This window comes from Aquabacterium sp., assembly GCF_014378415.1.
In the GTDB taxonomy this organism is placed as follows: domain Bacteria; phylum Pseudomonadota; class Gammaproteobacteria; order Burkholderiales; family Burkholderiaceae_C; genus Aquabacterium.
The window spans coordinates 1-3,363 of the sequence record NZ_JACMNS010000010.1; the positions used below are offsets into that span (position 1 = coordinate 1).

Here is a 3,363-nt window from a genome sequence, read left to right on the forward strand (position 1 = left end):
AGCGTTCGTGAAGCGGTTTGTCAAAGCCATACAGCTTTTTGATCTCTTCGATCTGGGCCGGATCCACGCCCTGGCGGCCCCGGTAGCCAGCGCCTTGCGACATGGCGCTCTCGCCGCCTTCACCGCGGTTCTTGAGCTGGGAGACCATCTGCTCGACCGGCCCGCCAGGCACGAACTGGATCACCGCGAAGGTGAGGGTCAACACGCCCAGCAAGGTGGGGATGATGAGCAACAAGCGTTTGAGGATGTAGGTCCACATGTGTCATTTCCCCGGTTGGGCCCACCAGGTGGACAAGGCCCAATCTTCAGCCTTGTAGTACAAGGGCTTGACTTCAGGTTGGGCGAATCGGTGGGCGCGGTAAGCCACACGGTGCACGCCCGAATACCAGGCGGGCACGTTGAAATGCTCGAAGCGCAAGACCCGGTCGAGTGCGCGCAAGGCGGCGATTTGCTGCGGCCGGTCCACGGCGGTGACCACCTTGTCGAGCAAGGCATCGACGGCCGGATCCTTGATGCCGACAAAATTGTTGGACCCTGCCGTGGCCGAGGCCTTGCTGCCAAAGCGGTCCATCAACTCGGCACCGGGCGACAAGCTGCCGGGCATGTTCAAACTGGTCATCTCGAAGTCGAAGCTGTCCAGGCGCTTTTGGAACAGGGAAAAATCGATGAGCTTGAATTGCGCCTCGATGCCCAGCTTGCCCAGGTTCTGGATGAAGGGGGTGACGATGCGGCTCATGGACGCGCCCTGCCCCGTGTCGTCCAGGATCTCGATCAGGAATGGATCGCCCTTGGCATTGCGCAAGGCGCCGTCACGGTAGGTCCAGCCTGCATCGGCCAGCAAGGTGCGCGCTTTGAGCAAGTTGGCGCGCAGGCTGCCTGGCGGGGTGGTGCTGGGTGGCTGCGGCACGGGCTGGGTGAAGACCTCTGGTCGCAATTGGCGGCGCAAGGGCTCCAGCAAGGCCAACTCGTCCGCGCCGGGCAAGGCCTTGGCTTCGAAATCACCACCAACAAAGTAGCCCCGTACCCGCGTGTAGGAGTTGTAGAAGAGCTGCCTGTTCATCCACTCGTAGTCCATGGCCAGGCCGATGGCCTCGCGCACACGCACGTCCTTGAACTTGGCCAGGCGGGTGTTGAACAACCAGGATTGCAAGCCGCCCGCATTGCGGTGCTGCAACTCCACCTTGATGAAGTCACCGTTCTTGAACTTGGCTCCGGTGTAGGCCCGGGCCCATTCGCGTGCGATGTTGGATTGGATGAACTCGAACTCGCCAGCCTTGAAGGCTTCCAGGCGAGCGGTGTTGTCCTTGTAGATCTTGAAGGTGATGCGCTCGAAGTTGTATTGGCCTTTGCGCACGTTGAGCTGTTGCGCCCAATAGCCCGGGTCGCGTTGGTAGGTGATGTCCTTGCCAAAATTGACACGGCCGATGCGGTAGGGCCCCGAAGCGATGGGCATGTCCATGATGACTTGGTCAAAGGGCTTGAGCTTGCCGCCCTCCATGCCCCATTTGTGGCTGAACACGGGCACGGCGCCGGCCACCAAAGGCAACTCGGCGTTGCGGCGTTTGAAGTCGAAGCGCACAGTGCGTTGGTCCAGCACCGTCACCCCTTTGATGTCGCCGAAGGCCGATTGGTACACCGGTGAGGCTTCTTTGCTCATCAATCGGTCGAAGGAGCTTTTGACGTCCAGCGCCAGCACCGGATCGCCATTGTGAAATCGTGCCAGGGGGTTGAGCTTGAAGGTGGCGGACAAGCCATCGTCAGCGACTGCGACATCTTCGGCGAGCAGGCCATAGGCGGTCGTGGGCTGATCAAGGGTGCCAATGAGCAGGGATTCAAACATCAGCTCGCTCAAGCCGGACGGTGCCGTGCCTTTGAGCGTGAAGGGGTTGTACTTGTCGAAGATGCTGACCCGAACGGGGGCCACCAGGGCGATCTCGCCACCTTTGGGCGCGGTGGGATTGACGTAGTCAAAGTGCGCAAAGCCCGGCGGGTACTTGATGTCGCCGAACTGCGCGTAGGCATGGGCCGCCCAAGCCCCGGACGTTGACATGCACCACAGACAAACCAGCCAGAAGACTCTCATGCGAATGATTCTGCCATAGGGGATGAACTCAACATGACGGGCCAGCAACCAGGCGTGGCACGGCCGCCAGCAAGGTCTGGGTGTAGCTGTCTTGCGGAGAGGCCAGGACCTGATGAGCGGGTCCCGATTCGACAATCCGCCCTTGCTTCATCACGGCTACATCATCGGCCAGATACTCCACCACGCCGAGGTTGTGCGTGATGACCAGGTAAGCCAGACCGCGCTCGGCCTGCAACTGCTTGAGCAGGTTCAGGATCTGCGCCTGCACGGACACGTCGAGCGCCGAGGTGGGCTCGTCGCACACCAGCACCTTGGGCTCCACGGCCAGAGCACGGGCGATGGCCAGGCGCTGACGCTGCCCACCCGAGAACTCGTGCGGGAAGCGGCCCAAGGCATCTTGGCGCAGGCCGACCTGGTCCATCAACCGGTGCAGCCTTTGCTGGCGCTCGGCATCCAGCCATTCAGGGCGCAGCGAGCGCAGGCCCTCTTCCAGGATGTCTTGAACACGCAAGCGGGGGTTGAGCGAGGAGAAAGGATCTTGAAAAACGATCTGGATGTCGCGGCGCGCCTGGCGCAAGGGCTCGCCTTGCAGCTTGAACAGGTCTTGCCCATTCAGCAGGGCCTGGCCTTTGAGCTGGGCGGAGTGGCGCAGCAACTGCATGATGCCGCGGCCCAAGGTGGTTTTGCCGCAGCCCGATTCGCCCACCAGCGCCAGCGTTTGCCCAGCGCGCAAACTGAGCGAGACGTCATCGACCGCGGTAAATGTGGGCGTGGCGCGCGAGAACAGTCCGCCGCGAGGCACGTACACCACGCTGAGGTGGCGCACGTCCAGGAGGGGCTCGGTGCTAGGCGTCACTGCGCGAGGCGCCATCGCTTGCGGGGCCAGCAAAGGGGCTGATTCTTCGTCAGCCTGCACGCCAATGGGGAAGAAGCAACGGACCTCGTGGTGAGCCTGATCGTGCTGGGATGAGGCCAGCAACTCGGGCACTTCCTCATGGCAACGGGCTTGAACCCGGTGACAACGCGGTGCAAATCGGCAGCCTTCAAACTTCAGCCAAAGGGGTGGCACATGGCCCTGGATGGCCGCCAGCGCACCGCCACGCTTCTGAGCATCAGGCAGAGCCTTCAACAACAGCTCAGCATAGGGATGGCGCGGCCGCTGAAAAAACAGCTTGGCAGGCGCCACTTCCACGATCTGCCCGGCATACATCAAGGCCACGCGGTGCGCCATGCCAGACACCACGGCGAGGTCATGGGTGATGAGCAACATGCCCAGGCGG

2 protein-coding genes and 1 pseudogene are annotated in these 3,363 nt (G+C 62.1%); all 3 read right to left on the minus strand.

Annotated features, from left to right (window positions below; translation table 11 throughout):
- A pseudogene (locus tag H7225_RS01240) lies at window positions 1-259 on the minus strand (microcin ABC transporter permease); the annotation flags it as partial.
- Between the two features lie 3 nt (window positions 260-262).
- Complete coding sequence (locus tag H7225_RS01245) at window positions 263-2,083, minus strand: extracellular solute-binding protein (protein ID WP_290658788.1); 1,821 nt, start codon at window positions 2,081-2,083, stop codon at window positions 263-265.
- A gap of 28 nt (window positions 2,084-2,111) precedes the next feature.
- The coding region (locus H7225_RS01250) for an oligopeptide/dipeptide ABC transporter ATP-binding protein (protein ID WP_290658790.1) at window positions 2,112-3,363 on the minus strand (1,252 nt) is incomplete at its 5' end.

Bases quoted from the DNA above. Each gene is read 5' to 3' on its own strand.
- H7225_RS01245 (WP_290658788.1), bottom strand. From the start codon at position 2,083: ATGAGAGTCTTCTGGCTGGTTTGTCTGTGGTGCATGTCAACGTCCGGG.